18 protein-coding genes are annotated in these 22,101 nt (G+C 67.7%); 12 read left to right on the plus strand and 6 right to left on the minus strand.

Annotated elements, in window-relative coordinates; genetic code table 11:
* Nucleotides 1-2: 2 nt before the first annotated feature.
* The 3 genes from ACQB60_RS32750 to ACQB60_RS32760 are packed head-to-tail and all read right to left on the minus strand — an operon-like array spanning nt 3 to nt 2,420.
* Nucleotides 3-449, minus strand: a complete 447-nt coding sequence (locus tag ACQB60_RS32750; protein WP_496929743.1) for an HIT family protein — start codon at nt 447-449, stop codon at nt 3-5.
* Entirely contained in the window at nt 446-673 is a 228-nt protein-coding gene (locus ACQB60_RS32755; RefSeq protein WP_496929744.1) for a hypothetical protein, read from the minus strand. The genes ACQB60_RS32750 and ACQB60_RS32755 overlap by 4 nt, the downstream gene beginning before the upstream one ends.
* Nucleotides 674-731: 58 nt before the next feature.
* Nucleotides 732-2,420 (minus strand): MFS transporter, encoded by a 1,689-nt coding sequence (locus ACQB60_RS32760; protein ID WP_496929745.1) that lies wholly within the window; start codon nt 2,418-2,420, stop codon nt 732-734.
* A 116-nt stretch (nt 2,421-2,536) separates the two neighbouring features.
* Here ACQB60_RS32760 and ACQB60_RS32765 point away from each other — a divergent pair, with 116 nt between their 5' ends.
* Nucleotides 2,537-3,172 carry a TetR/AcrR family transcriptional regulator gene (locus ACQB60_RS32765; RefSeq protein ID WP_496929746.1) on the plus strand — a complete coding sequence of 212 codons (636 nt, stop codon included), beginning with the start codon at nt 2,537-2,539 and terminating at the stop codon, nt 3,170-3,172.
* Here the strand turns inward: ACQB60_RS32765 and ACQB60_RS32770 are convergent, their stop codons facing one another.
* Complete coding sequence (locus ACQB60_RS32770; protein WP_496929747.1) at nt 3,173-4,540, minus strand: cation:dicarboxylate symporter family transporter; 1,368 nt, start codon at nt 4,538-4,540, stop codon at nt 3,173-3,175.
* Nucleotides 4,541-4,824: 284 nt separating this feature from the next.
* On the opposite strand from ACQB60_RS32770, the gene ACQB60_RS32775 reads away from it, so the two are divergent.
* The 5 genes from ACQB60_RS32775 (at nt 4,825) to ACQB60_RS32795 (ending at nt 10,739) form a co-directional block, all read left to right on the plus strand.
* Complete coding sequence (locus tag ACQB60_RS32775) at nt 4,825-6,618, plus strand: sensor histidine kinase (protein ID WP_496929842.1); 1,794 nt, start codon at nt 4,825-4,827, stop codon at nt 6,616-6,618.
* Entirely contained in the window at nt 6,615-7,328 is a 714-nt protein-coding gene (locus ACQB60_RS32780) for a response regulator (RefSeq protein WP_496929748.1), read from the plus strand. The genes ACQB60_RS32775 and ACQB60_RS32780 overlap by 4 nt, the downstream gene beginning before the upstream one ends.
* 182 nt (nt 7,329-7,510) lie before the next feature.
* Entirely contained in the window at nt 7,511-8,911 is a 1,401-nt protein-coding gene (locus ACQB60_RS32785; RefSeq protein WP_496929749.1) for an extracellular solute-binding protein, read from the plus strand.
* A gap of 36 nt (nt 8,912-8,947) precedes the next feature.
* Nucleotides 8,948-9,907: a carbohydrate ABC transporter permease gene (locus ACQB60_RS32790; protein WP_496929750.1), complete on the plus strand. Its 960-nt coding sequence runs from the start codon at nt 8,948-8,950 to the stop codon at nt 9,905-9,907.
* A gap of 1 nt (nt 9,908) precedes the next feature.
* The gene (locus tag ACQB60_RS32795) at nt 9,909-10,739 is read left to right on the plus strand and encodes a carbohydrate ABC transporter permease (RefSeq protein WP_496929751.1); all 831 of its coding nucleotides are present in this window, start codon (nt 9,909-9,911) and stop codon (nt 10,737-10,739) included.
* Between the two features lie 31 nt (nt 10,740-10,770).
* On the opposite strand, the gene ACQB60_RS32800 is transcribed toward ACQB60_RS32795, so the two are convergent.
* The gene (locus tag ACQB60_RS32800; protein ID WP_496929752.1) at nt 10,771-11,181 is read right to left on the minus strand and encodes an ATP-binding protein; all 411 of its coding nucleotides are present in this window, start codon (nt 11,179-11,181) and stop codon (nt 10,771-10,773) included.
* Nucleotides 11,182-11,345: 164 nt separating this feature from the next.
* On the opposite strand from ACQB60_RS32800, the gene ACQB60_RS32805 reads away from it, so the two are divergent.
* The 6 genes from ACQB60_RS32805 (at nt 11,346) to ACQB60_RS32830 (ending at nt 19,608) form a co-directional block, all read left to right on the plus strand.
* Nucleotides 11,346-12,218 carry a helix-turn-helix domain-containing protein gene (locus ACQB60_RS32805; RefSeq protein ID WP_496929753.1) on the plus strand — a complete coding sequence of 291 codons (873 nt, stop codon included), beginning with the start codon at nt 11,346-11,348 and terminating at the stop codon, nt 12,216-12,218.
* A gap of 12 nt (nt 12,219-12,230) precedes the next feature.
* Nucleotides 12,231-12,428 (plus strand): DUF397 domain-containing protein, encoded by a 198-nt coding sequence (locus ACQB60_RS32810; RefSeq protein WP_496929754.1) that lies wholly within the window; start codon nt 12,231-12,233, stop codon nt 12,426-12,428.
* Between the two features lie 159 nt (nt 12,429-12,587).
* Nucleotides 12,588-13,214: an XRE family transcriptional regulator gene (locus ACQB60_RS32815; RefSeq protein ID WP_496929843.1), complete on the plus strand. Its 627-nt coding sequence runs from the start codon at nt 12,588-12,590 to the stop codon at nt 13,212-13,214.
* A gap of 128 nt (nt 13,215-13,342) precedes the next feature.
* A complete protein-coding gene (locus ACQB60_RS32820) occupies nt 13,343-13,990 on the plus strand; it encodes a hypothetical protein (protein ID WP_496929755.1) in 648 nt (215 codons plus the stop codon).
* Nucleotides 13,978-15,024 (plus strand): hypothetical protein, encoded by a 1,047-nt coding sequence (locus ACQB60_RS32825; RefSeq protein WP_496929756.1) that lies wholly within the window; start codon nt 13,978-13,980, stop codon nt 15,022-15,024. The genes ACQB60_RS32820 and ACQB60_RS32825 overlap by 13 nt, the downstream gene beginning before the upstream one ends.
* A gap of 39 nt (nt 15,025-15,063) precedes the next feature.
* Nucleotides 15,064-19,608: a DUF6531 domain-containing protein gene (locus ACQB60_RS32830; protein WP_496929757.1), complete on the plus strand. Its 4,545-nt coding sequence runs from the start codon at nt 15,064-15,066 to the stop codon at nt 19,606-19,608.
* 1,026 nt (nt 19,609-20,634) lie between these two features.
* Here ACQB60_RS32830 and ACQB60_RS32835 read toward each other — a convergent pair.
* Nucleotides 20,635-21,660, minus strand: coding sequence for a 6-phosphofructokinase (locus ACQB60_RS32835; protein WP_496929758.1), 1,026 nt, complete (start codon nt 21,658-21,660; stop codon nt 20,635-20,637).
* Nucleotides 21,661-22,101 lie beyond the last annotated feature (441 nt).

Raw genomic sequence — 22,101 nt, forward strand, 5'->3', positions numbered from 1 at the left:
TGTCAGGCCAGCAGTCCGCGCAGTCGCTCGCACACCTCGGCGACGGCGCCCGTTTCCGGTGCCTCTCCGGCCGTGAACTGCGCCATCTGCAGGGCGGGCCCGTACGCGTCGTGCCGGTCGAGGTCGGCGGTGCGGGCCGGCTGCACCACGAAGTGGAGGTGGCCCGGCACTCGCCCCGCGTGCGACCAGAGGCAGACGTACACCTGCTCGCAGTCCTCGACCGCCTCGCGGACGGCACCGCTCACCCGGGTGAGCAGCGGACCGAGCTCCGCCGACTCGGCGCCGGTCAGCTCGTGCACCCCCGTGACATGCCGCAGCGGCTTGACCACGAGGGTGCCGACGCCGAGGGGGCCGACGCAGTGCTCGACGGTCCACAGAGCGGTCCGCAGGACGGTGCCGCCGGGCAACTCGGCTTCTCCATGGGCCAGTTCGCAGGCGAGGCAGCTCACTTGTCCGCCTTGTAGAGCTTGATGTCCCGGTTCGCGAACAGGTGGACGTAGCCGCAGAGCCAGCAGATGAGCCCGGTCGCGGACTCGTTGGCCCACGCGAGGTTCATGAACTCCGCGCCCGAGCTGTTGAGTTTGACCTCCCGGTCGCGGAACAGATCACCGTCGCAGACCTGGCACCTGATCCACATCTCACCGATCGCCGCCCGAACCGGCTTGCGCGCCATGGCGGTTCCCCTTCCCCCGTCGGTCATCGGCCCAGGTCAGGGCCGATGACCTTCGAGGCTAACCGACCGCGTCCACCCGCTCGGCGACGGGAGCAGCCGTCTCGGGCTCCGGGTCCCCCGGCCGGCCGGCCGCCCGCCGCCCCGGCAGCACCAGAGCCACCACGACCGCGCCCACACCGAGGAGCACGGCGCCCACCAGGCTCGTGTGGGCCACCGCGTCCGAGAACGCCGAGCCCACCGCGTCCTTCATCTGCACGGCCCCGTGGGCGAGTTGCTCGGCCTGCGCCTTCAGCTGGGCGGCCTGCTCGGGCGAGCTCGCGTGCGCCGCCTTCTCCGTGAGACCGCGGGCCTGCTCGGCGATGGCCTGGGCCACGCCGTTGCCCGCGCCCACCGAGTCCTTGGCGGTCTCCAGGGCCTCGGGCGGCAGCTTCGTGCCCTGCGCCGCGTCCGTCAGGTGCGAGGAGTACGAGCTCGCGAGCACCGAGCCGAGCACCGCGATGCCCAGCGAACCGCCGAGCTCCAGGGAGGTGTCGTTGACCGCGCCGCCCACGCCGAGCTCCGACTCGGGGAACGCGCCCATGATGACGTCCGTGCACGGCGACACCGCGAAGCCCAGCGAGAGCCCGAGGATGATCAGGGGCGCCACGAAGTCCCCGTACGTCGAGGCACCGTCGATCTGCGTGAGCAGCGCGAGCGCCACCGTGCCGCCGACGAGCCCCGCCACCACCATGATCTTGCCGCCGATGCGCGGCGCCAGGATGCCCGTGAGCGCCGAGCCGACGAAGACTGCGCCGGCCAGCGGCAGCATCCGTACGCCGGTCTCCAACGGGTCGTAGGCGAGGACGAACTGGAGGTGCTGGGTCAGGTAGTAGAAGGCGCCGAAGACCGCGAGGAAGAAGAGCGCGACGGCCAGGTTCGAGCCCGCGAAGGCGCGGCCCGCGAACTTCCGTACGTCCAGGACGGGGCGCGGGTGGCGCAGCTCCCAGATCACGAAGAGCACCAGGCCCACGGCCGCCACGACGGCGGCGCCGATCGCGCGAGCGCCCCAGCCGAAGTGCGGGCCGTCGATGATCATGAAGATCAGCGAGCCCACCCAGACCACCGAGAGCAGCCCGCCCACGTAGTCGATCCGCCCGTGCTGCGCCGCCTTGGACGGCGGGACCAGGACGAAGGCGCCGATGATCGCGACCGCGGCCACCGGGATGTTGATCAGGAACGTGGAGTGCCAGCCGTTGTCGCGCAGCAGCGCGCCCGCGATCAGCGGGCCCGCCGCGATCGCGATGCCGGACGTCGCCGCCCAGATGGTGATCGCCTTGGCCCGCTCCGCCCGCGGGAACGTCGAGGCGAGCAGCGAGAGCGTCGCGGGCATGATGAGCGCCGCGCCCACCCCCATCACGGCGCGCACGGTGATGACCGCCGCGGCGCTGTCCACGAGCGAGCCCGCGGCCGCGCCCGCGCACATCACGAGGAGCCCGAGCACCAGGGCGCCCCGGCGGCTGTACTTGTCGCCGATCGCGCCGAGCAGCAGCATCAGCGCGGCATACGGGACGGTGTACGCGTCGATGACCCACTGCAGGTCCGAGCTGGACAGGCCGAGGTCCATGGTCATGTCGGGGGCCGCCACCGTCAGCGCGGTGTTCGCCATCACGGCGATCAGCAGGCTCAGACAGAGCACGCCGAGGGCCCACCAGCGGCGGGCGTACGGCTTCTCCATCCGCTCGACGGGTTCATTGATCAGCAAAGGCATCGGCAGCCACCCCTCACATCCTGCACATGGCTGTGCAACTACACACTGGTGTGCAACTTACCCGAACTTGCACAGCAGTGTGCAACTCATGGCGGGGCGCGGGGCAGAATGGGGCCATGAACCCGAGCCAGGGGCCCACGCACCCGAGCAAGGCGAGCGTCAGAGCCGACGCCAACCGCCGCCGCATCCTTGAGGTCGCCCTCGCCGAACTGCTCCAGGACCCCGACGCGTCCATGGACCAGATCGCGCGTGCCGCGGGCGTCGTACGGCGCACCGTGTACGGCCACTTCCCCAGCCGCGAGGCGCTGGTCGGCGCGCTCGTGGACGAGGCCATGACCGCCGTGCTCGACGCGCACCACGCGGGCGCCGAGGGCGTCGACGACCCGGCCGAGTCGCTGGCCCGCTCGGTGCTCGCCGTCTGGGAGGTCGCCGACCGCTACCGGCTGCTGCTCTCCCTGGCCCGGCGCAGTGTCACGGTGGAGGGGCTGCACGCGCGGCTCGCCCCGGTGCGCGCCGCCGGGGCCGCGGTGATCCGGCGGGGCCAGGAGCAGGGCGCGTTCCGGTCCCCCGTACCGGCCGAGGCGCTCTCGCACGTCTGCGACCACGTGATGATGGGCCTGATGGACGCGGTCAACGCGGGGGACCTGGCACGCGAAGAGGCGGGCAGGGCCACCGCGGTCACGTTCCTGACCGCGGCGGGCCTGCCCGCCTCCGATGCCACCGAGCTGGTGGACCGCATCACTTCCGAGTGATCACCCCTGGGGGACGGCTTCCGGCTCCGGCTTCCGCGGCTCCGGGACGTCCCCGTGACCGTCGTCCAGCAGCGTCTTCTCGTCGAACGGCAGCTTCCCGTCGAGGACTTGGGCGACCCGCTCCCGGTCAACCTCCTTGGTCCACGTGCCGATCAGGAGCGTGGCCACCGCGTTGCCCGCGAAGTTGGTGAGGGCGCGGGCCTCACTCATGAAGCGGTCGACGCCGATGATGAGCCCGACCCCGTCGACGAGCGCCGGCTTGTGCGACTGCAGCCCGCTCGCGAGCACCGCGATGCCCGAACCGGACACGCCCGCCGCGCCCTTGGACGCGATCATCATGAACAGGAGCAGGGTGATCTGCTCCCCGATGCCGAGCGGCTGGTCCATGGCGTCGGCGATGAAGAGCGAGGCCATCGTCAGATAGATCATCGTGCCGTCGAGGTTGAAGGAGTAGCCCGTCGGGACGGTGATGCCGACGACCGGGCGGCTGACCCCCAGGTGCTCCATCTTCGCGATGAGCCGCGGCAGCGCCGACTCGGAGGAGGACGTGGAGAGGATGAGCAGGAACTCCCGGCCCAGGTACTTGAGCAGCTTGAAGAGATTGACCCCGGTGGCCAGGCGCAGCAGCGTGCCGAGCACCACGACCACGAAGAGCACACAGGTCACGTAGAACCCGATCATGATCGTGGCGAGCGCCTTCAGCGCGTCCAGGCCGGTCTCCCCGACGACGGCCGCCATCGCGCCGAACGCACCGACCGGCGCGGCCCACATGACCATCGCGAGGACACGGAAGACCAGCTTCTGGATGTGGCCGACCCCGCGCAGGATGGGCTCGCCCGCCGACCCCATGCCCTGCAGCGCGAAGCCGACGAGCAGCGCGACGAGGAGGGTCTGCAGGACCTTCTCCTGGGTGAACGCCGAGATCATGGTCGTCGGGATGATCCCGAGCAGGAACTTGACGGGCCCCTCGCTCGCCTCGTCGGCGGCCGTGTGCCCGGCCTCCTTCACCGAGTTCGTGAGGTCCATGCCGGAGCCCGGGTGCAGGATGTTGCCCACGATCAGGCCGATCGCGAGCGCCACCGCCGACATCGCGATGAAGTAGCCGAGCGCGAGGCCGCCGACCTTGCCGACCTGCGCGGCCTTGCGCACCGAGCCGACGCCGAGCACGATCGTGCAGAAGATGATGGGCGAGATCATCATCTTGATGAGCGCGACGAAGCCCGTGCCGATGGGCTTCAGCTCCTTGGCGAAGTCCGGCCAGATGAAGCCGACCGCGATGCCGAGGAGCACGGCACCGATGACGGCGATGTAGAGATAGTGCGTGCGGTCCCGTCTGGCGGCGGGTGCCGTTCCCTGTCCCTCGGTCACGGGTGCCTCCTCGCCGACTGCGTCGTCGGCCTTCGATGTCGTCTGCTCTGCGATCCCGATGCCCTGTGCGTGCGGCTCACGCCCCGGCGGCCCTGGCGATCCCGGCGACTATCTCCCGCCCTGTGAGGACGGTCACCCTTGCGTTCATTGAGTTCACATCGGGTTCACGCCGAGGAGAGGCTGCCCACATCGTGGTACCCCACGGGAAACGTTGAGGGCAGACTGGCAGCGTGCCGCTCACCCGTCCACACCGCCCCCGCAGCCTCGCGGGCCAGCTCTTCGCGATGCAGATCGTGCTGGTCACGATCGTCGTCGCCGGGTGTGCCCTGTTCACGTACGTCAGCGACCGCCGCCAGGCGGAGGAGTCCGCGCGCCGCCAGGCGACCGCGGCGGCGCGGGCGGTCGCGGACACCCCCTCGGTACGGGAGGCCGTCCGCGGCAGCGATCCCACGGCGCAGCTCCAGCCGTACGCGAAGAAGGTGCGGGCCCACACCGGCGTCGACTTCATCACGATCATGGCCCCGGACGGCACCCGCTGGACCCACCCCGACCCCCGCTACATCGGCGAACGCTTCCTCGGCCACCGCGCGGCCGCCCTGCGCGGCGAGACCTTCACCGAGACCTACACCGGCACCCTCGGCGCCTCCGTGCGCGTGGTCACCCCCGTCCACGACGGCGGCCGCATCACCGGCCTGGTCAGCGCGGGCATCACCATCGAGAACATCAGCGAGCGGGCCCGCGGCCAGCTCCTCACGCTCCTCGGCGTGGCCGCGGCGGCGCTCCTGCTCGGCGCCGTCGGCACGTACGTCATCAACGCCCGCCTGCGCCGCCACACCCACGGCATGAACGCAGCCGAGCTCAGCCGCATGCACGACTACCACCAGGCCGCCCTCCACGCCGTGCGCGAGGGCCTGCTGATGCTCGACGGACAGCGCCGCATCGCGTTGATGAACGACGGCGCCCGCGACCTCCTCGGGGTGCGCGGGTCGGACGACGTGGTGGGCCGCAACGTGGCGGAACTGGGCCTGCCCGCCCCCCTGACCGGCGCGCTCCTCGCCGCCGAGCCCCGCGTCGACGAGGTGCACCTGACCGTCGACCGGGTCGTGCTCGTCAACACCTCACCCGTCTCCGGCGGCGAACGGCGCGGCACGGTGGTGACTCTGCGCGACCACACCGAACTCCAGGCCCTGACAGGCGAGTTGGACTCGGAGCGCGGCTTCACGCGCGCCCTCCGCTCCCAGGCCCACGAGGCCGCCAACCGCCTCCACACGGTGGTCTCCCTCATCGAACTCGACCGCGCGGACGAGGCGGTGGACTTCGCCACGGCCGAACTGGAACTGGCCCAGGCGCTCACCGACCGCGTAGTGGCGGCGGTCAACGAGCCCGTCCTCGCGGCGCTCCTCCTCGGCAAGGCGGCCCAGGCCAACGAGAACGGCGTCGAACTCCTGGTCTCCCCCGAAACCCGCATCGACGACGCGGTCCTCCCCTCCGCCCTCCCCTCCCGCGACCTGGTGACGATCCTCGGCAACCTCATCGACAACGCGGTGGAGGCGGCACAAGGCTCCCCCCGGGCCCGCGTGACGGTCACGATCACGGCACACGCCGACGAACGCGGCCTGCTGCTCCGCGTCTCGGACACGGGCCCCGGCGTGGACCCGGCCCACCGGGAGGCGGTGTTCCGGCGCGGCTGGTCCACGAAGTCGACGACGGGGGCACGGGGCCTGGGCCTCGCGCTGACGCGGCAGACGGTGGGGCGGCACGGGGGGAAGCTGACGGTGGGGGAGTCGGCGGAGGGGGGTGCGGAGTTCACGGCTACGGTGCCGGGACAGGGCTGGGGCTCGGGCTGGGGCTCGCCGCGGAGCGGCGAAGAGACGCACCGCCGGGACGGTGAGCCGGCGCAGGGGCTGTCCCACGACGCTGGTGGCTCGACGGAAGGTCGCAGGGTGCCGGGTGGGCGGGTAGGAGACCCGCCGCGGAGCGGCGAAGAGGCGGCGCGGAGCGCCGAAGAAACACCCACCCTCAAGGGAACGCAGTACAAGAAGCCAAGCCCCGACAGAGGCCGGGAGCCCCACCCATGACCCCACCCCCAAGAGAGACGGCACCCAAGATCCGCGTACTCGTCGTCGAAGACGACCCCGTCGCGGCGGACGCCCACGTCCTCTACGTCAACAGAGTCCCCGGTTTCACAGCGATAGCGAAACCCGCCCACACCGGCGCGGAAGCACAACGCACACTGGACCGCGAACCCGTCGACCTCCTCCTCCTGGACCTCAACCTCCCCGACGGCCACGGCCTCCAGCTCGCCCGCTCACTCCGCGCGGCGGGCCACCGCGCGGACGTCATCGCCGTGACGTCGGCCCGCGACCTGACCGTCGTACGCGAGGGGGTCTCGCTCGGCGTGGTCCAGTACGTGCTCAAGCCCTTCACCTTCGCGACCCTGCGCGACCGCCTCGTCCGGTACGCGGAGTTCCGCGCGGCCACCGGCGAGGCGGGCGGCCAGGACGAGGTGGACCGCGCCCTCTCGGCCCTGCGCGCACCGGGCCCCGCCGAGCTCCCGAAGGGCCTGAGCGCCCCGACCCTGGAGCGGGTCACGCAGACGCTCCGCCAGGCCCCCTCCGAGGGCCTGACCGCGAACGCCGCGGCCGAAGCGGTGGGCATCTCCCGCATCACGGCCCGCCGCTACCTGGAACACCTCGTCGACGCGGGCCGCGCCGAACGCACCCCCCGCTACGGCCAGGTGGGCCGCCCGGAGCTGAGCTACCGCTGGACACGCACCCCACGCCCGTAAACTCCCCCAACTACCCATCCCGGCCCCCCTCTTAACAACACTCCGCCCCCGAATAACAACGTTGTCACGCATCAACGCGGCACCCGCGCACGCCCATTGACCTTGCTCCGAGCCCCCGCTTACGTTCACCTCGCAGCCCCGCGCGGCATCCACCCTCCAGCCGCGTAGGCGAGGAGGAGGTCGTGCCCGTGCGCCCCACCACCCGTTCCCCCCGCTCCCCCCGCGCCACCCGCTCCGTCCCTCTGCTTCTCAGCGCCCTGTTGCTGGCCACCGGCACCCTCACCGCGTGCGGCTCCGGTTCGGACAGCGACCCCGACACCGTGAAGGTGTCCTTCAAGCAGTCGACGGACAACAAGATCCGGGTCATGGACGGCTATCTGGACGCCATGAAGAAGCAGTTCGAGAGGGACCACCCCGGCAAGAAGGTCAAGCTGGTCCCGATCAAGGCGCCGGACGCCGACTACTACACCAAGCTCCAGCAGATGCTGCGCTCCCCCAAGACCGCCCCTGACCTGGTGTACGAGGACACGTTCCTCATCAACTCCGACATCACCAGCGGGTACTTGAAGCCCTTGGACCCCTACCTTTCCAAGTGGAAGGACTGGGACCAGTTCATCGACACGGCGAAGACCGCCGCGAAGGCCGCCGACGGCAAGACGTACGGCGTACCGGACGGCACGGACACCCGCGGCCTCTGGTTCAACAAGTCCATCCTCAAGAAGGCGGGACTCCCCACCGACTGGCAGCCGAAGTCCTGGGACGAGGTCCTGGACGCGGCCCGCACGATCAAGAAGAAGGTCCCCGGCGTCATCCCGCTGAACGTCTACACGGGCAAGCCGGGCGGCGAGACGTCGGCGATGCAGGGCCTGGAGATGCTCCTCTACGGCACCGGCAAGGACCCCTTGTACGACCCGCAGTCAAAGAAGTGGATCACAGGGAGCCAAGGCTTCAAGGACGCCCTCAAGTTCGTCGAGACGGTCTACAAGGAGAAGCTGGGCCCCGACGTCTCCGACGCCCTCGACCCGAACATGGCGACGCGTGTCCGCGGCGAACTCCTCCCCGAGGGCAAGCTCGCCATCAACCTCGACGGCTCCTGGCTCCCGCAGGACTGGCTGAAGGGCGCGGGCCACGAATGGCCCACCTGGTCAAAGGAGTTGGGCCTCGCGGCGATGCCCACGCAGCACGGCCAGGCACCGGGCAAGGTGAGCATGTCGGGCGGCTGGACCTGGGCGGTCCCGGACAAGGCGGGCAACCCCGACCTGGCCTTCGAGTTCATCAAGACGATGCAGACGACGGCGAACGCCAAGCGCTGGTACATCGCCAACTCGGGCATCGCGGTCCGCAAGGACGTGGCGCAGGACCCGGAGTACGTGAAGGCGCAGCCCGGCATCAAGTTCTTCACCGACCTGGTGGGCCAGACCCACTACCGCCCCGCCTACCCGGCGTACCCGAAGGTGTCGACGGCGATGCAGGAGGCCATGGAGTCGGTGACGACGGGGGACGCCTCGGTCGACAAGGCGGCGAGCGGCTACGACGACGAGGTGAAGTCGGCAACGGACGGCGCGGTCATCGACAAGAAGTAGCACTCATCTGCCCGTACGGGAGAAGTGAGCCGGCACGTGACCACCGCACCCCCCGCCGGGCCCGGCGTCCACAAGACGGCATCGGGCCCGCCATCACCCAGACGACCCTCCAAACACCCCGCGCGACACCGCAGCACCCTGCCGCGCACCCTCCTGCGCGCGCTCCCCGTCTCCCCCGCGGTCGTCCTGCTTCTCCTCTTCCTGGCGGGCCCGATCGGCTACTGCGCGTACATAGCCTTCACGGACCTCCAACTGACGGGCCAGGCAGGCTCGTCCTTCGTCGGCTTCGAGAACTTCCGCGCGGCGTTCGCCGACGAGGACTTCCTGAACGCGGTCTGGCTGACGCTCGTCTTCACGTTCCTCTCCTCCCTCATCGGCCAGAACACGCTGGGCCTGGCCCTGGCGTCCCTGATGCAACGAGCGTCAAAGACAGTCCGCACGATCACAGGCGCGGTGGTGATCACGGCCTGGGTACTCCCGGAGGTAGTGGCAGGCTTCCTCCTCTACGCCTTCTTCCGCCGCGAGGGCACCCTGAACAACATCCTGGACTGGCTGCATCTCCCGTCCCAGAACTGGCTGTACACGCTCCCGATCCTGGCGGTGTCCTTCGCGAACGTCTGGCGCGGCACGGCATTCTCGATGCTGGTCTACTCAGCAGCCCTCAATGAAATCCCCCAGGAAATAACAGAAGCAGCAGAGGTGGACGGCGCAGGCGGCTGGCGCCGCATGTGGCACATCACGCTCCCCATGATCCGCCGCTCCATAGGCACAAACCTCATGCTGAACACCCTCCAGACCCTCTCCGTCTTCGGTCTGATCTGGGTGATGACGCGCGGCGGCCCGGGAAACCGCAGCCAGACCCTCCCCCTGTTCATGTACGAGCAGGCTTTCGTGAAGAGCATGATCGGCTACGGCACAGCGGTAGCCCTCCTCCTGCTCCTGGTCGGCTCCCTCTTCTCCCTCATCTACATGCGCCTGCTGCGCACGGAGGTCTGAGGTGCTCGCATCCCACCGCAGAAACCGCAAAATAGCCGCGAACACAGCCCTACTCGCCGTAGCCGCAGCCTTCGCCCTCCCCCTGGCCTGGGTGATCCTGTCCTCTCTGGACCCCAAGGCAGACCTCAGTGTGAAGGCCCCCTCCGGCCTGACCCTCTCCAACTTCGACGCGGTGATGACGGACGAGATCACCTTCACCCCGCTCCTCAACAGCCTGATCCTGTGCGGCGGCGGCACCCTCCTGACGGTGGTCTGCGCGGCCCTGGCGGCCTACCCCCTCTCCCGCTTCCACTCCCGCCTGAACCGCCCGTTCATGCTGACGATCCTCTTCGGCACCTGCCTGCCGATCACGGCGATCATGGTCCCGGTCTACGCACTCTTCGTCCAAATAGACCTGATCGACACCATGCAGGGCACGATCTTCTTCTTCGCGGCATCCCAACTCCCGTTCGCGATCTGGCTGATGAAGAACTTCATGGACGGAGTCCCCAAAGAACTGGAAGAGGCAGCCTGGACGGACGGCGCCTCCCCCTTCCAATCCTTGATCCGCATAGTCCTCCCTCTGATGGGCCCAGGAGTGGCGGTCGTAACGGTCTTCTCCTTCGTCATGATGTGGGGCAACTTCTTCGTCCCGTTCATGCTCCTGCTGACTCCGGAACAGATGCCCGCTTCAGTCAGCATCAACGAGTTCTTCGGAAACCGCGGCACGGTCGTCTACGGCGAACTGGCGGCGTTCTCGATCCTCTACTCGACCCCGGTGATCCTCCTGTACGTCCTGGTGGCACGAAAGGTAGGAGGCGGCTTCGCGCTGGGAGGAGCGGTAAAGGGCTGAGCCCTCCACCAGGAGGGCGTCCCCTCCCCCCCTACACCCCTTCCCTCTCCTCCACTTCCGCCCATACGGCCTTGCCGATCCCATGGCGTCGCGGGCAGCACCCCCACCGCGAGGCCAGCGCGACGACGAGCGCGAGCCCACGCCCGCCATCACTCTCCACCCCCGCCTGCACGGGAACGGGCCGCCCGCCTCCGGCGTCGGCCACCTCGACCCGCACCTTCCCCTCGTAGCGGGCGAACCGCAGCCCGATCTCCCGCCCGGCCGGGATGTAGGCGTGCTGAATGGAGTTGGTGACCAACTCGGAGAGCAACAGCTCGGCCACGTCGACGACTTGACCGTCAATCTTCCAGGCGGCGAGCTGCTCACGCAGGAGGGCACGGGCGTGGGGTGCGCTGCGTGGAGTGCGGGGGAGTTGGTGGGTGACTTCGTCGGTTTCAGGCATGGGGGGTCCCTTCGAGTCGCCCAAGTGCCCTGTGTGAACACGAGGTTGCCATCCGTAGGGTCCCGCCCATGCGATCGCCGGTGCAAGTGGAACACTGTAATTTCATTGCACCGTGTGTATCGCGGCTAATCTGGAGTCGATGACCTGCAACCAAGGGGACAGGCATGGCAGTTGAGCAACATCCGACCGTGCGTCGCCGCGTCCTCGGCGCCAACCTGCGTCGCCTGCGCGAGCGCGAGGGCCTGCTCCTGGAAGACGCGGCGGAGCGCCTGAGCTGCCACCCGGCGAAGATCAGCCGCATCGAATCGGGCCGCAGCGGCATCCGTCAGCTAGACCTACGCGTACTCCTCGACCTGTACGGACTCCACGACCTCGCCGAGCGCGAGGGCTGGCTCTCCCTCGCCCGCGAGAGCAAGCACCAGCGCTGGTGGCACTCCCTGGTGGATCAACTCCCCCGGGATTTCCTTGATTTGATCGGCCTGGAGGAAGAGGTCTCGCGTTGCCGCGGCTTCCACCCCAACACGATCTCCGGGCTCTTCCAGACCAAGGAGTACGCAACGGCCGTCATCCAGGGCGGCCGCCCAGGCCCCCTGTCCGAGGAGCAGGAGACCAAGGTCCGCGTCCGGCTCGAGCGCCAGAAGGCGCTGACCCGCTCCGACCCTCCGGCGCTGGACATCTGGATGGTGCTCGGCGAGGCCGCGCTGCGCCAACAAGTGGGCGGACGCGCGGTGTTGCGCGACCAATTGGCCCACCTGGCCGAACTGACGCAGCTTCCGAACGTGACCATGCAGGTACTACCCTTCGCCGCAGGAGCGTGCCAGGGCGGGATGCTTCCCTTCCTGCTCTACGGTTTCCCGGCACCGACCGAGCTCGAAGTGGTCCTGCTGGAAAGCTTCACGAGCCACGTCTACCTGGACTCAGCCGAGGACACACAGCACTACACCAACGCCTTCGACCACATCCGAGCCACCGCACTGAGCCCACTGGAGTCGGAGACCCTGATCAAGAAGACCGCCAGCGAGCTGGCCCGCACCTAAGGAAGCCACGAGATGCCGTCGCGTTCGCCCGAGTGGTTCAAGAGCAGCTACAGCATGCAGGACGGCGAGTGCCTGGAGGCCCAGGCAACCCCCCACGGCCTGACCCTCCGCGACTCCACCCGCCCCGAGGCCACCCACATCTCCTTCACGACGGCGGCATGGCGGGCCTTCGTGACCCGCACGCCTTCCATACGCCCCCACACCACGTAGGAACGGACGAACCCCCGTAGCTTCCTACGATCCGCGACCTCGTACGAACGCACCGTAGTCACACCCCTCACGGGGCCCTAGCTTGTGCCCGTGCAACCGAGCCAGCCCACGCCACCCTTCAACTTCCCCGCGGCACGCCGCCTGCGCGAGGCACTAGGGATGGCCCCGGGCCACGTCGCGTACGGAATGCGCGCGAGCTACGGCCTCACCCACATCACGGCCGACACGATCACGTCATGGGAACGCGGCCTGTCCGCACCGACGTCCGCGGAACTCACCGCACTGGCAGCCACACTCTGGTGCTCCCCCAGCGAACTGATGGGCGCGGCGACGACGCTCCGCGAACACCGCCTGGCAAGGGGCCTGGCTCCGGAGGACGTGGCACGCACAACGGGCGTGGAACTCCACGCGTACCTGCGCATGGAGGAGACGGACACCTGGCAGGGCAACGACCGCCAGTCGGCAGCCCTGGCGGAGGCGCTGTCGCTCTCCCTCAAGGACTTCATGACGGTGACGGGCCGCGAAGAGGACCTGGCCGCGCTCCTCCGCTCAGCGGTCACCTCCCGCTGGCAGGGCTACGTACGCCCACTCGCGAAACTCCTCCCGGTCCCGAAACGCAACCTGGAACGCGCCCTGCGCCGCCTCCACGAGACGTACCAGTCACGCACGGCCAGCACCCTGAGCTGGGGCACGCAGTCATCCACGGAACGGGACACATCAGACAAGGCAGGCCAGGAATTCCTGGACGCGATCCTGGACCATTTCTGGCCACTGATCCCCCGCTAACGGAATCACCAACTCCCCACAGGCTTGCCCCAATCACCCCGCTCCACAACAAATTTCTCCCTGGTGCCGTCAACCCCTCGCGGATAGCGTGGCTTCGCTCACGCTAACCCCACCGCCAGGAGCCGACAGTGAACCGCCCTCTCCGCCTCACGACGGCCGCACTCATCGCGTCCGCGGCCCTGCTGCTGACTTCTTGCGGCAGCGACGACAAGCCGAAGGACGACGACAAGATCGCTGGAGCGGGGAAGGAAGAGAAGACTCCTTCACCGAGCACGCCGGATACACAGGTGGCAGATCGCCCGTCGATCAAGACGCCCTCCGACCTCCACTACAAGTTCGAATGGGCGAAAACCGGCGACAAGGGCAAGGATGCCGTCCTGTCCGACACCGAGCAGTACATCAAAGCCGTCGACATGGCCATTACCAGGCAGAAGCCGCTCCACGAGGCGTACCGCTTCTACTCAGAGGGTGAAGCGGCCGCAGGAAGTCAGAAGTTCATCCAGGAGTTCGTCGACTACAAGGATCGGATCACCGGCACCAAGCGCTTCTACAACGCCCACGTCGAGGTCAAGAACCAAAAGACCGCGGGGCTCGTCTACTGCGAAGACCAGGGCAAGGCTTACAACAAGAGCATCAAGACCGGCAAGACCGATGTGACATCGCCGTCCAAGCAGGACCTCGTGCTCTACAGCAGCCGACTGCGCGTGAACCAGCAAGGCGTTTGGATCACCGAGCAGACCACGTCAAACCGGGGAAGTGCCGCATGCCAGTCGTAGGACGCAAGCCATTCGTCATGGTCGGCGCCGTGGCCGTCAGCTGCTCGCTGTTCCTGTCCGGTCCGGCATGGGCGGGATACGGACACCATGGGAGCACCAACGGCGACGCCAAGGGCCCCGACAAGAAGGGGGGCGGCGGCAGCCTCTCGGCCGAGGCCGGCGGCATCGTCTACGACCGCTCCAAGAACGGCTCCGGCACCAACGTCGGCGCCATCACCCCGGCAACCAACTGGTCCCCACCCCCGTGCTGGTACGCCCCCAGATACACCGCCGGACAGTTCAAGAAGGAACGCGAGAAGGTCTGGTCAGCCGAGTCCACCGGCTACCAATGGGACGCGGCGCAGCGCGATCGCTACGTCAACGGCAAGCCGTACAAGAACTTCAACTTGGACAAGGCCGACAAGGGCTACTGGTGGGACGCGAGCTGGGACACGTCCACCATCCGGCCCGGCTGGGACAAGTGCACCAAGGAAACCTTCTGGGTCGACAAGGGCGACTCACCCCCCGCCGACACCCCCGAGGCAGTCACCCCCGAGATTCTCGCCAAGCTCGCCTACGCCGAAATCCGCGTCCCCGGCACAAAGGTGACCCTCGCCCCCAAGGGCAACACGACCAAGGTCAACCTCCCCACCTGGGCCTGGCTGAACAAGGCGGAATTCAAACCGGTCTCGGTAACGGCCTCCGTCCCCGTCCTGAACATCCAGGCGACTACAACAGCCGAACCGGTCTCCCTCAAGATCGACCCAGGCACAAAGGACGCAGAAACCTACCCCACCTCGGGCGTCTGCCCCCTCAACACAAAGACAGACCAGATCGGCGAGCCCTACACAAAGGGCAAGTCCAACAAGACCCCACCCTGCGGCGTCCGCTACCTCCGCTCATCCGGCGACGGCACATTCCCGCTGAAAGCAACGGTCACGTGGAAGATCCACTGGACGGGAACAGGCGTCGACGGCCAAAAGAACCTTCCAGACGGCGAGTTCGGCGCGGACCAGAACGTCGTGGTCCAGGAAGTCCAGGCAGTCAACCGGTAAAGGCCGCAGAGCGACCGCACACCACGGGGGAGTCTCGCAATGTCGTACCGCCCGGCCGACTGGCACATACTCGACCTGGACAAGGACCCAACTCCAGGCGACCCACAGCGAGTTCGCCAACTCGCCAAGAACCTGCATGACTTCGCCGACGACGTGTCCGATGTGCTCCGCGACATCAAGGGCATGGCGGGCGAGGACGCGATCCTGTCCTGGGCGGGCAAGACGGCCGAATCGTTCACGGCCGAGTTCGAGGACGCCCCGGGCAAACTCAAAAAGCTCAAGAAGAGCTACGAGATGGCGGGCGACGCCCTCGCCGACTACTGGCCCAAGCTGGAACGCGCCCAGGCTCTCGCCGACAAGGCCCTGGCCAAGGGCCGCGAGGCCCAAGGCGACTTGACCTCAGCCAAGTCGAAACTGTCCTCGGCGGACTCCTGGGTGGACCGCGCGGGCAAGGAAGCCGACAAGTACAAGGACAAGGACGGCGGGGGCTCCGGCGGCAAGGACGTCCCCAAGCCGGACGAGGACAAGGTCAAGGCCGCCACCCGCAACGCGCATGCCGCCGAGAAGGCCCAGTCCGACGCCAAGTCCGACGTCACCAACGCGCAGAGTGCCCTGGACGCCGCTAAGAAGATGGCGGAAGACGCCCGCAAGATGCGCGAGGACGCCGCGGGCACGGCGAAGAAGAAGATCGACGAAGCCTCCGACGCCGGCATCCACAACCGCAAGTGGTGGGAGGAAGTCGGCGACTGGGTCTCCGACAACTGGGACACCATCGTCGCCGTCTGCAAGGTCGTCGTCGCCGTCCTCGGCATCGTCGCGATGATCATCGGCGGCCCCATCCTCGGCGCGATCGTGCTCGTCGCCGCCCTCGTCGTCCTCGCCGACACCCTCAACAAATACGCCAACGGCCAAGCATCCCTATGGGACGTCGGCTTCGCCGCCCTGGACTGCATACCCGGCATGAAGGGACTCACCAGCCTCCGTGGCCTCGCCAAGGGCATGAAGGGCCTTAAGGGTGGTCTGAAGGGGCTGAAAGGCGCCCGCGCGATGCTAGGCCGCGGCAAGGACGCCTTCGCGCGCAGCGCCAAGGCAGTCTGGAAGAAGCTGACCGACCCGGTCGACCTGGCCACAGGCCAGATGTTCCTGCCCCAAACGGACATCACTCTGCCTGGCACCCTTCCGCTCACCTTCAGTCGCCGCGTCGCCTCCGACTACCGCACCGGCTGGTGGTTCGGCCCCACCTGGTCATCCACCGTCGATCAACGCCTCGAAGTCGACAACGAGGGCGTCATATTCGTCACCGAGGACGGTCTACTGCTGGCCTACCCCCACCCAGAAGGCTTCGAAGGGCCCGAGTCGGCGGTGCTGCCGGAGGTCGGCCCCCGCTGGCCTCTCTTCCGCCTGGACAACGGCGGCTACCGCATCGACGACCCGATCGCCGGACAGAGCCGTCACTTCGGCCGTCCCGACACTGAAGGGCTGGCGCTGCTGGAGCGCGTAGCTGACCGCAACGGCAACGCCATCGACTTCGACCACGACAGCGATGGCACCCCGCTCGCGATCCGCCATTCCGGCGGCTACCACCTCAAGCTCACGGTCGAGAACGACCGGGTCACCCGGCTTTGCCTGGCAGGCGGTGCCGAGGACGGCTCGGACGTCACAATCAAGGAGTACGGCTACACCGGCGGGAACCTCGTCCAGGTCTTCAACTCCTCCGGTTTGCCACTGGAGTTCACGTACGACGAGCGGCTGCGCGTCACCTCTTGGACCGACAGCAACCACAGCCGCTACGACTACACCTACGACGAGCAGGACCGGTGCGTCGCCGAAGGCGGCGAGGCCGGGCACATCAGCCTCACCCTCGACTACGACGGCACCGACCCCACCTGGCCCGGCCACCGAGTGACCACCCTCACCACCGCTGAAGGCACCGTCACTCGCTTCGTCATCAACGACTCCTGCCAGGTCGTCGCGGAAGTCGACGCGCTGGGCGGCGTGCTGCGTACCTCGTACGACAGCAATCACCACGTCGTGTCCCGATCCGACCACCTCGGGCACACCACGCACTTCACGAACGACGCACTCGGCCAGCCCACACAGGTGACCAGGCCGGACGGTTCAACGCTGCGCTTCACCTACGACGGTCTGGGCGCTCCCACCGCCGTCGAGCTGCCGAACGGTGCCACGTGGCACCGGGAGTACGACGCCCAGGGCAACTGCACGGCGGTCATCGACCCGGGTGGGGCCACGACCCGCTTCACGTATGACGACGCGGGAGGGCTCTCCACGCTCACCGACACGTTGGGGCACACCAGGGCGGTGCGGTGCGACGCGGCGGGCCTCGCCATTGAGGTCACCGACCCGCTAGGCGCCACCACGCTCTGGGAGCGTGACGCCTTCGGCCGCGTCACGGCCCACACCGACGCATTCGGCCACACCACGCGCCTTACCTGGTCGACAGAGGGCCGGCTCACCAGTCGCACGGCTGCGGATGGCACCCGGGAACTGTGGTCGTATGACGGCGAGGGCAACTGCACCCACCACACCGCGCCGACAGGCGCCGTCACTCAATTCGAGTACACCCACTTCGACATGCCGTCCGCCCGCATCGAACCGAACGGTGCCCGCTATGAGTTCACCCACGACGCCAGCCTGCGCCTCGTCGGTGTCACCAACCCGCAGGGCCTGACGTGGTCCTATGAGTATGACGCGGCGGGTCGCCTGATCGCGGAGACGGACTTCGACGGGCGCACCCTCACCTACACCCATGATGCGGCGAGCCGCCTCACTTCCCGCACCAACGCCCTTGGACACACAACCAGTTACCAGCACGATGAACTCGGCCGCACGATCCGTAAGATCGCGGATGGCCGGGTCACCACCTTCGCCTACGACCCCAACAGCCAGCTGGTGGCGGCCACCAGTCCGGAGTCCGCCCTCACACTGCTGCGGGACCTCAACGGCAGGGTGACGTCCGAGACTGTCGACGGCCACCGTATGACGTATGCGTACGACCAGTTGGGCCGTCGGCTCCAGCGCACCACGCCCAGCGGCGCGACCACAACATGGACGTACGACGCAGCGGGCAACACGAAGGAACTGACGGCATCTGGCCGCGCGGTGCGCTTCAAACACGACCGCTCGGGGCGCGAAGTCTCCCGAGGCTTCGGCGATTCCGTGACGCTCACTCATGACTTTGACGAACTCGGGCACCTGACCACCCAGTCAGTGACCAGATCCACCGACAATCGGCAGATCCAACACCGGACGTACGCCTACGACGGGCAAGGCGGCCTCACCAGCATCGACGACCAACTGTCCGGCAACCACCGCTACGCCTTCGACCCGGTGGGCCGCGTCACCGCCGTCGACGCACACGGCTGGGCCGAACGCTACGCCTACGACGAGGCGGGCAACCAGACAGCCGCGTCCTGGCCCGCCGAGCACACCGGATGTGAGTCGACCGGCACCCGCACCTACCACGGCACCAGCATCACCAGGGCCGGCCGCACCCGCTACGAGCACGACGCGCTGGGCCGCACCGTCCTGCGGCAGAGGACCCGCCTGTCCCGCAAACCGGAGACCTGGCGCTACACCTGGGACATCGAGGACCGTCTCACCTCCGTCGTCACCCCGGACGGCACCCGCTGGCGCTACACCTATGACCCCCTCGGCCGCCGCACCGCCAAACAACGCCTGTCCGAAGACGGCCGGACGGTGCTCGAACAGACCGACTTCACCTGGGACGGCGAGACCCTTTGCGAGCAGACGACCCACTCAGACTCGCTGCCCCACAGCGTGACCCTCACCTGGGAACACGACGGTCTGCACCCGATCAGCCAGACTGAACGCATCGCGGGGCGCGAAACCCCTCAAGACGAGATCGACTCCCGCTTCTTCGCCATCGTCACTGATGTCGTCGGTGCCCCGACAGAACTCGTCGATGAAACCGGGCACATAGCCTGGCGCACGCGCAAAACCCTCTGGGGCATCACCACATGGAACTCCAGCGCGAGCGCCTACACCCCGCTCCGCTTCCCCGGTCAGTACTACGACCCCGAAACAGGGCTCCACTACAACCGCTTCCGCCACTATGACCCGGAAACGGCCCGGTACCTCACCCCAGACCCCCTCGGCCTCAGCCCGGCCCCCAACCCCAGCACCTACGTGCGGAATCCCCAGCTGCAGTCCGACCCACTCGGTCTGTCGCCTTACCCCAACGATCCCCTGGGCAGCCTCCCCATTCACGAGCGTTACGACAGGTTCTACGTGCGGGCCGGTGAGCTGGTCAACAACAGAATAGCCAGCCATCCTTTGACGGAAGCCCAGATGTATGGTGGCGAAGTAGCAGGCCATGGAGGTGTTCGGAACCTTGCCAACGAAGATCTGACCAGATTCGGCGGCCCGCAGGGCAACGACCCCATCAGCGGGTACCGCGATTGGGCACCGGGCGACTCGCCGAACTTCCCCGGTTCCAGGATTCACATAACCGGCGGGCACCACAGGACGGCAGAAGTGGTCCGGCGCATCAACAATGGAGAGATGGATCCAAATATCCTCATCGAATTTGCACTGAGGGAGTGAGGGGTATGCAAGGAATGGTTATCCACCAATCACCCCTTCTGATCGCCGACATTTTCAGGACGACCACTCAAGGAATGAGTCGCGTGTGGGTATGCCTGAGAACGGGCCGACGCGGCGCGGGACAGGGCTGGATCGGATGTTGGCATACCGAAAATTCGTCGGACGACAGCGAAGAAGTCGGTGATTTCCTGGAGAACCTGAAAGACTTCGCCACAGAACGGATGTCGGAAAGCGGCACGGCCCTCACGGATCACTACTTCCGAATGGGATGGCAGACGTGGGGGCCTGGCGTCCCAGAGCCGCTGATCGACATAGCAGCGACCCCCTCACCAGAGCAGCCAGCCACATGAAGGAGTACACATATGTGGGCCCTGCTGAGATAAGAGAAAACGCCTCTAGTGGGGTCGGCACCAGGATCGCGGACTCGGGCGACTTGGAAAAGTTTCTCGCTTCCCGCGATTGCGATGAACGAGGCGAGCCCTTTACCTTCACCATCGACCGAAACGGGGGCCTTTCCCTTGCTCCGCGACGTTCGGAGCATGTGGCCTGCGCGGGTGGCTTCCCAGTACTCGCAGCAGGGGAGATCGCCTTCTCTTATTCTGTTACACGAGACGCATGGGTGGTCTCATACGCCAGCAATCAATCAACTGGATACTGCCCTGATCCGGAGTCATGGGCAGCGGTTGCCCGAGCCCTGGGCAGTGCCGCAATCCAGCATGGCTCCGAATACACCCACCCGATAGTTTTTCGGCACTGCGACACCTGCAACGAATGGAACACCGTTCGAGATTCATACTTCTTTTGCGTCTTCTGCGACAACGCCCTGTCACGCCACTAAAGCTTGTCACAGGAGGCTCTGAACTGACCGTCACGGAGGTCCCCATCGCCGACGGTCTCGTTCCTCTAGCCCGCTGGCTCCTGACTGCCACCAGCTCAGGAAAAGTCGGGCCCTTGGCCCCGACTGCGGGGACCAAGGGCCCGAACGAATGGACCACCAGCTCCAGAAGCCCGGCAGCTCAAGAAGCCCTAGAAAACCGACTCCGCCTCATCCATCCGATCCTTCGGCACCGTCTTCAGCTCGGTCACCGCACTGGCCAACGGCGCCATCACGATGTCCGTCCCCCGGAGCGCCGTCATCTGTCCGAAGTCACCCCGGTGCGCCGCCTCCACCGCGTGCCAGCCGAAGCGGTTGGCGAGGACGCGGTCGTACGCCGTGGGGGTGCCGCCGCGCTGGACGTGGCCGAGGATGACCGGCTTGGCCTCCTTGCCGAGGCGGGACTCCAGTTCGTATGCGAGGGCCGTGCCGATGCCCTGGAAGCGCTCGTGGCCGAACTGGTCGATGGCGCCCTTGCCGTAGTCCATGGTGCCGTCCTGCGGGTGGGCGCCCTCGGCCACGCAGATCACCGCGAACTTCTTGCCGCGGGCGAAGCGCTCCTCGACCATCTTGACCAGGTCGGCGGGGTCGAAGGGGCGCTCGGGAAGACAAATTCCATGTGCTCCACCCGCCATCCCCGACTCCAGGGCGATCCAGCCGGCGTGCCGGCCCATGACCTCGACGACCATCACGCGCTGGTGGGACTCGGCCGTGGTCTTCAGGCGGTCCATCGCCTCGGTGGCGACCCCGACCGCCGTGTCGAAGCCGAAGGTGCGGTCCGTCGCCGAGATGTCGTTGTCGATCGTCTTGGGGACGCCGACGACCGGGATCCCGGCCTCCGAGAGCATCTTCGCCGCGGTGAGCGTGCCCTCGCCGCCGATCGGGATGAGCGCGTCGAAGCCGCTCTTCTCGACCAGGTCCTTGGCGTTGTCGCAGGCCGCCCGGAAGCGGGCGCGCTCCAGGCGGGAGGAGCCGAGAATCGTTCCGCCACGGGCGAGGATGCCGCTGACGGCGTTCAGGTCGAGGTGGCGGTAGCGGCCGTCGAGAAGGCCCGCGTAGCCGTCCTCGAAGCCTATGACCTCGTCCCCGTAGTGCGTGACGGCTCGGTGCACGACCGACCGGATCACTGCGTTGAGGCCGGGGCAGTCGCCGCCTGCGGTGAGAATTCCGATACGCATCGCGCTGTGTCTCCTGCTCGCTATTGGTACTTGTGAGCCGGTCCGATTGTTCCACGGCGCGGGAGGGGGCGCCGCCCGCGGCTACTCCCACCGATCCTGGGGCAGGGGCCTTTAGTCCCACTGGGGCGGGCCTTGTCGTCCCGGCAGGACGGGCCTTCGTCCGGCGGGCGACCTAGCCACCACCAGAGGTATTGTCAAGAGGACACAGCTCACGAAATCGGGTGTTTTGGGTAGTCCCGAACAGGCCCCGAACAGGTCCCGAACGGGTCCCGACCTGGTCACTCCGCCGCACTCCGCCACGGAGAGCCGGGCCAGAGAGCCGGGCCAGAGAGACGGGTCGGAGAACCGGCCGGAGAGCCGGGCCTGAGAACCGGGTCGGAGAACCGGGTCGGAGAGACGAGCAGAGAGACGAGCCAGCCCGACGGGCTGTGAAAGGGGAGA

This window comes from Streptomyces odontotermitis, assembly GCF_050510915.1.
In the GTDB taxonomy this organism is placed as follows: Bacteria; Actinomycetota; Actinomycetes; order Streptomycetales; family Streptomycetaceae; genus Streptomyces.

Excerpts from the sequence above, each read along its gene's own strand:
- ACQB60_RS32755 (WP_496929744.1), bottom strand. The coding sequence starts at position 673 with ATGGCGCGCAAGCCGGTTCGGGCGGCGATCGGTGAGATGTGGATCAGG.
- ACQB60_RS32760 (WP_496929745.1), bottom strand. The coding sequence starts at position 2,420 with ATGCCTTTGCTGATCAATGAACCCGTCGAGCGGATGGAGAAGCCGTAC.
- ACQB60_RS32765 (WP_496929746.1), top strand. The coding sequence starts at position 2,537 with ATGAACCCGAGCCAGGGGCCCACGCACCCGAGCAAGGCGAGCGTCAGA.
- ACQB60_RS32775 (WP_496929842.1), top strand. The coding sequence starts at position 4,825 with ATGCAGATCGTGCTGGTCACGATCGTCGTCGCCGGGTGTGCCCTGTTC.
- ACQB60_RS32780 (WP_496929748.1), top strand. The coding sequence starts at position 6,615 with ATGACCCCACCCCCAAGAGAGACGGCACCCAAGATCCGCGTACTCGTC.
- ACQB60_RS32800 (WP_496929752.1), bottom strand. The coding sequence starts at position 11,181 with ATGCCTGAAACCGACGAAGTCACCCACCAACTCCCCCGCACTCCACGC.
- ACQB60_RS32805 (WP_496929753.1), top strand. The coding sequence starts at position 11,346 with ATGGCAGTTGAGCAACATCCGACCGTGCGTCGCCGCGTCCTCGGCGCC.
- ACQB60_RS32810 (WP_496929754.1), top strand. The coding sequence starts at position 12,231 with ATGCCGTCGCGTTCGCCCGAGTGGTTCAAGAGCAGCTACAGCATGCAG.
- ACQB60_RS32815 (WP_496929843.1), top strand. The coding sequence starts at position 12,588 with ATGGCCCCGGGCCACGTCGCGTACGGAATGCGCGCGAGCTACGGCCTC.
- ACQB60_RS32825 (WP_496929756.1), top strand. The coding sequence starts at position 13,978 with ATGCCAGTCGTAGGACGCAAGCCATTCGTCATGGTCGGCGCCGTGGCC.
- ACQB60_RS32830 (WP_496929757.1), top strand. The coding sequence starts at position 15,064 with ATGTCGTACCGCCCGGCCGACTGGCACATACTCGACCTGGACAAGGAC.
- ACQB60_RS32835 (WP_496929758.1), bottom strand. The coding sequence starts at position 21,660 with ATGCGTATCGGAATTCTCACCGCAGGCGGCGACTGCCCCGGCCTCAAC.